7 protein-coding genes are annotated in these 4,854 nt (G+C 50.9%); all 7 read left to right on the top strand.

Annotated elements, in window-relative coordinates; translation table 11 throughout:
• The first annotated feature begins 54 nt into the window (after positions 1-54).
• Positions 55-318, top strand: a complete 264-nt coding sequence (locus FAP39_RS17190) for a hypothetical protein (RefSeq protein WP_138017599.1) — start codon at positions 55-57, stop codon at positions 316-318.
• A 145-nt stretch (positions 319-463) separates the two neighbouring features.
• On the top strand, positions 464-2,110 hold the full coding sequence (locus FAP39_RS17185; RefSeq protein WP_171006915.1) for an ATP-binding cassette domain-containing protein: 1,647 nt from the start codon (positions 464-466) through the stop codon (positions 2,108-2,110).
• Between the two features lie 47 nt (positions 2,111-2,157).
• Positions 2,158-2,583, top strand: a complete 426-nt coding sequence (locus tag FAP39_RS17180; protein WP_138017597.1) for a hypothetical protein — start codon at positions 2,158-2,160, stop codon at positions 2,581-2,583.
• Positions 2,580-3,635: a phosphoenolpyruvate carboxykinase (ATP) gene (locus tag FAP39_RS17175; protein ID WP_138017596.1), complete on the top strand. Its 1,056-nt coding sequence runs from the start codon at positions 2,580-2,582 to the stop codon at positions 3,633-3,635. Before FAP39_RS17180 ends, FAP39_RS17175 begins: the two co-directional genes overlap by 4 nt.
• Positions 3,632-4,090: a glycosyltransferase family 2 protein gene (locus FAP39_RS17170; protein ID WP_138017595.1), complete on the top strand. Its 459-nt coding sequence runs from the start codon at positions 3,632-3,634 to the stop codon at positions 4,088-4,090. The genes FAP39_RS17175 and FAP39_RS17170 overlap by 4 nt, the downstream gene beginning before the upstream one ends.
• On the top strand, positions 4,068-4,397 hold the full coding sequence (locus tag FAP39_RS17165; protein WP_138017594.1) for a glycosyltransferase family protein: 330 nt from the start codon (positions 4,068-4,070) through the stop codon (positions 4,395-4,397). The genes FAP39_RS17170 and FAP39_RS17165 overlap by 23 nt, the downstream gene beginning before the upstream one ends.
• Positions 4,390-4,833, top strand: coding sequence for a glycosyltransferase family 2 protein (locus FAP39_RS17160; RefSeq protein ID WP_138017593.1), 444 nt, complete (start codon positions 4,390-4,392; stop codon positions 4,831-4,833). The genes FAP39_RS17165 and FAP39_RS17160 overlap by 8 nt, the downstream gene beginning before the upstream one ends.
• The last annotated feature ends 21 nt before the right edge of the window (positions 4,834-4,854 follow it).

Raw genomic sequence — 4,854 nt, 5'->3', positions numbered from 1 at the left:
CATAGTTCATCTCCTTTGTTGCAGTAAATGCTATCAAAGGAGCGGCATCAAACCGTGACAGGTCCAGAATGGGCATTTTATGACGATGATAGCGCCAAATTCAGCTCTGTTTCGGCATATTTACAGATACTTGAGTTTCAGTTTCGCGCCCGCGGGCACAAAGCGGTGTTTACTGTGGCATTTATCAACCGGGCCAAGGCTATGTTTAATATCCGATATTGGCGTAGCGGGACAGGTGTGAAGCATTCCAAACGCTTGATCGCCCGATCTTTTTGGGAGCGTTTGGGAACCCGTTGGCTTGCAGTGTTTCGAAAATGATCAGTCTACTGTCTTTGCGGTTCGGGATGTGTTTTCGATTGCCACATCATGACGGGTTTGATTGTGTCCTGCTTATCGTGCCATCTGGGCGCGACAGACAAGGGCCATTGTCAGGATCATTCACGTGATGAGTTACGCGAAAACAATGAGCACCATTCTTGGGCAGGCAAGTTGGCGACGTGTGCGCAGGGTGTTTATCTTGGCAGCTGGCGCGTCAATCATCGAAACGCTTGGTATCGCGCTTATGGTGCCGGTGCTAAGTATGTCCTTTGGTCAAACCACCCACATGTGGGGTGTGCCGGTGTCGATGCCTCAACCCGTCATTATTGCGCTACTTGCTTTGCTGTATTGTTTGGGTCTGCTTTTGCGAATTCTCGCAATCAACAAAACGGCAACGACATGTATGCGCGAAGGTTACGCATTAAGCGCACGTATGTTTGGCCTGTTCCTTGCTCAGCCATATCAGTGGCATTTACAGAATAACTCAGCCGATCTGCGGGCCAAGCTCTTGAATGATGTTCAGGAGTTCATAGGCCTGTTTCTGGTTCCTCTTGGGCGGCTGGCCTCGCAGGTTTCATTGGTTCTGTGCGTCTTGTTGGTGCTGCTCATTGTGCGTCCGCTCGAAACAAGTGTTGTGGCCATGGTGTTGGGGGCGGGGTATCTGGTGGTATTCACCTTGGTGAAGCCCAGACTTGATAAAAGTGCTAAGCTTCAGCATCTGGCGCACGCCCGACGCCAGAGGATCAGCACAGAGGCATTTTCGTCGATCCGCGATGTCATGTTGCTAAAGTTGGAGCGCAAATGCACCGACGATTTTCGCGACGTTTCAAGCACAATTGCTCAAGCAACGAGCCAAAGGTCGGTCTATACGGAAATGCCGAAAGTTATTTTAGAGGCATGTCTGTTTTTGGTTCTTGTGTTGGTGCTCTCAATCTATCTTGCACAGCCCAACAAGAGCGGAGCCGAGGCTATTCCGGAACTGCTGTTGTTTCTTGCGGCTGGGCTAAAACTGTTCCCGATGGGACACTTGATTTATGTAAATCTCGCGAACCTGCGCAGTGGACAGGTCTTTGCAACCGCACTTTCCGATACGATCGGTGATGTACCTCAGCCAGAACCCGGCGTTGCATTCCCAAGAATGAAATCTGAGATGGTGATCAAGGATGTGTGTTTCACATATCCCGAAGGACGCAATCCCGTGCTTAAAAATGTGTCCTTTACGGCAAAATGCGGGGATACAATTGCCATCACCGGCCCTTCGGGGTCTGGGAAAAGCACGTTGATTGATATCATCTCTGGCCTTGTGTCTCCGACATCGGGTCAGGTCTTGATTGATGGAAACGCGCTAGGGTCTGGAAATGCAAGAAGTTGGCAGGACCAGATCAGCTATTGTCCGCAGACGCCAAGTCTATTCGATGACAGTATCCAAGCGAATGTCTCGGCGGGTGCGCAAACGCATGATGATCGTGTGCGCAAAGCTTGCGAGGTGGCTGGGCTGAGCCCTTTCTTGAAAAGCCTCGGTGAGAATGCCTTAACCGATCCAATCGGAGAAATGGGGCGGAGGTTGTCTGGAGGGCAACGGCAACGGATTAGCATTGCGCGCGCGCTCTATCGGGATGTGCCAGTCTATATTTTCGATGAACCAACCAATAATCTTGATACGAAGACCGCGTTGACCGTGATGCACGACATTCTGCAGTACAAGTCGCATGCTCTTGTTTTCATTGTAACGCATGATCCCGAGGTCGCAAAAAAATGTGATTTCGAGATTGGTTTTCGCTCGCCAAGTTGACCCGCGACGTCATAAGTTGGCTGGGGTTAGGTTGAGGAGGATTATCATTGGTCACAGGTCATAACGGTGGAACTTTCGAGTTTTCCACCCCAAAAGTTGTTGCAGAGAGTTTCCAAGAAGGTCTGGTTATTCTGAACTTGGATTCAGGAAAATACTTCGATGCAGGCGAGCGCCTAGTGCCGCTTTTGGAGGCGCTCACCACAGGTACCAGTCTGTCGTCTTTGACCTCGGGATTGGACGCGTTGGAGGCTGGCGTTGCGTCGGATGTCGAACAAGTCATCGAAAAACTGTTGGAATTTGGGTTGATCCGCGAAGCACAAAGTCAAACAAAACAGGCTGACGGTGATATCTGTGCGACCATTCTGGCGGCTGGTCAGAGCTTCTTTTTGGAAAGCCATGATGATCTTGCGGACTTGATTGCCGCAGATCCGATCCATGATATCGATCCCATTACTGGCCGGCTGACAAAATGAACGATCTTGCGGGCAGCATGAGTGCTGCTCAGTCAGATCTTGCTATATTTGTTCAGCAAGCATTGGCTTACGGGAAACAACAGTTTGAGCGGTGCCCGCCGTCTGAAAAGGTGGATGTGCAGGTTGGAGAGACGTCGTTTCGTTTGGCCGAGTCTCAAAATGATCTGCGGTCAAGTGTGGACCTGTGTCTTTGGTCTGGGGCTGCAAGCGAGATAGAAACACCCCCATTCAGCGTGTATGTTGATTACACATCGTGGCATCTTCGATCTGGTTTTCGCGCCCCGCATCATCATCAAAAGGACTTGTTGGAGCTGAACAAGGCGCTCGCGCAGATTGGCGTCAAAGCGATATATTCCCCCGAAGAACAAAGGTGGGATATCTTTGATCCTGTCGCCGGATTTGGCGTGCGATTGCAATGCGGTACGGAACGGTCTCCGGTATGGGAGAAAACTGCGCCTCTAGTGCATTTCTGCAATTGGATTGCGTTGGAGAATGGCAAGACGATGCTGCATGCGGCGTCGATTGGGACATGCAATTCCGGCGTTTTACTGGTCGGGGATGGTGGCGCAGGAAAATCCGGCACCACGCTTGGCGCGCTGATCGAAGGGCTACAATCTGCGGGCGATGACTATACGTTGATAACCAACGGACCCGATTTTCGCGCCCATGCCATTCACATGTCAGTCAAGCAAGATCCGAGTGGTCTTGAACGCCTTGGCCTAAGTGCGGAGGCCTCTCTGAATTGGCAGGGCAAGGCCGTATTCCGACCCGAGACTCAGATCGGGCATGCTATTTCAACATCCGTTCCTGTGAATGCGCTTGTCATGCCCGAAACGGGTGCCGCCAAGGCGCGGTATTATCCCATTGCGGCAGGCCAGGTGTTCAAAACTCTGACTTTTTCCTCACTCAAGCAACTGGGGTCTGATCATAAGGCGGTATTTCAAACATGTGCCGAATTGGTGCGATCCTTGCCATGTTACAAATTGGAACTGTCCAAGCATAACCAAGAAAATGTGAGTGTCCTAACTGACATATTAGAAAGTGTGACATGATAAGCGTCATTATTCCGGCCTATAACGCAGGCGCGTATATCAAAGCTGCTTTGCTCTCGGTCTTTCGACAAAATGTCGAGATCGGTTTTGAAATCCTTGTCTGTGATGACGGCTCTGTCGATGACACGCACCAAGTGGTTGACGAGATGTCGCAAAAGCACCCCGCGATAAAGCTTTTTAGGCATGCCGAGAACTTGGGTACCTCGGCCGCTAGAAATCTGTTGTTGGAGAAACTTGATGTAAACTCGAACTACGTGATTTTTCTGGATGCCGACGACATTCTGGCAAACGGAGCGATCGAGAAAAGCCTTGCTGTGTTGCGTGCCAATCCTTTGGCAAGGTTTGTGACGGGCATGTATCAGGTCGTGCCGACGAAGGCCTTGGAAACCGGCGAGCCTGTGTCGCCCGAGTGGCCGACTGTGGGGGGGGGGCATGCTGTCTGCCGGGATGTTTAAAACAGATCTCATTCGCGAGGTGGGGTGCTTTGATACCTCCTTTGATCACGGCGAAGATGCAGATTTTCGTCTAAGAATTGCAGAGATAACTAATGCTTTTGTGTTCCATGATTATATTTTCTTTTACTATCGGCGACACGCCAACAACGTGACTCGAGATTTTATGGCGTCACAATCCGGTATTCGTCGCGCGATGCTGTTGCACGCTATGCGCCGCCGTAAAAATCCTGCCCTATTGGGCGCTGCAGGTATGGTGCGCGCAGAGGATATGGCAGAAATTGAAAGGGCTCTAAAACTCTATGAGTAGTAGCATATATTCGGTAATCATCCCCGCCTATAATGCCGAAAGGTATTTGGCCGAGACAATACAGTCTGTACTTGCGCAAACTGTTCCCCCCAAGGAAATCGTCGTCGTAGACGATGGATCGTCCGATGCAACCGCCACCGTTGCAGAACAGCAAGGCCCGCTGATCAGGGTTATTCGAACTGAAAATCGCGGATCGGGATCGGCAACATCTACGGGGATACGCGCGACCACGACGGATATTTTCGCAACCGTCGATAGTGATGATATTTGGCTCCCGAACAAAATGGAGGCACAGCTTGCGTTGCTAAATGATCCCGCCCGACAGTTGGATGCGGTGTTAAGCCGTATGGCTCCATTTGGCGAGACAGAGAAAAGAACAGCGCCCGTCGAGACTGAAGTGGTCCTGCTTTTTAGGACAGGTTTGCGGCTTGGCTAAGATGCATCTGGTTTATGTTCA

Source organism: Shimia litoralis (assembly GCF_005518135.1).
Lineage (GTDB): Bacteria > Pseudomonadota > Alphaproteobacteria > Rhodobacterales > Rhodobacteraceae > Shimia_E > Shimia_E litoralis.
The sequence above is the reverse complement of the archived record's forward strand: the minus strand, read 5'-3'. Positions and strand labels throughout refer to the sequence as shown.

Bases quoted from the DNA above. Each gene is read 5' to 3' on its own strand.
- FAP39_RS17185 (WP_171006915.1), top strand. From the start codon at position 464: ATGAGCACCATTCTTGGGCAGGCAAGTTGGCGACGTGTGCGCAGGGTG.
- FAP39_RS17160 (WP_138017593.1), top strand. From the start codon at position 4,390: ATGAGTAGTAGCATATATTCGGTAATCATCCCCGCCTATAATGCCGAA.
- FAP39_RS17175 (WP_138017596.1), top strand. From the start codon at position 2,580: ATGAACGATCTTGCGGGCAGCATGAGTGCTGCTCAGTCAGATCTTGCT.
- FAP39_RS17170 (WP_138017595.1), top strand. From the start codon at position 3,632: ATGATAAGCGTCATTATTCCGGCCTATAACGCAGGCGCGTATATCAAA.
- FAP39_RS17165 (WP_138017594.1), top strand. From the start codon at position 4,068: ATGCTGTCTGCCGGGATGTTTAAAACAGATCTCATTCGCGAGGTGGGG.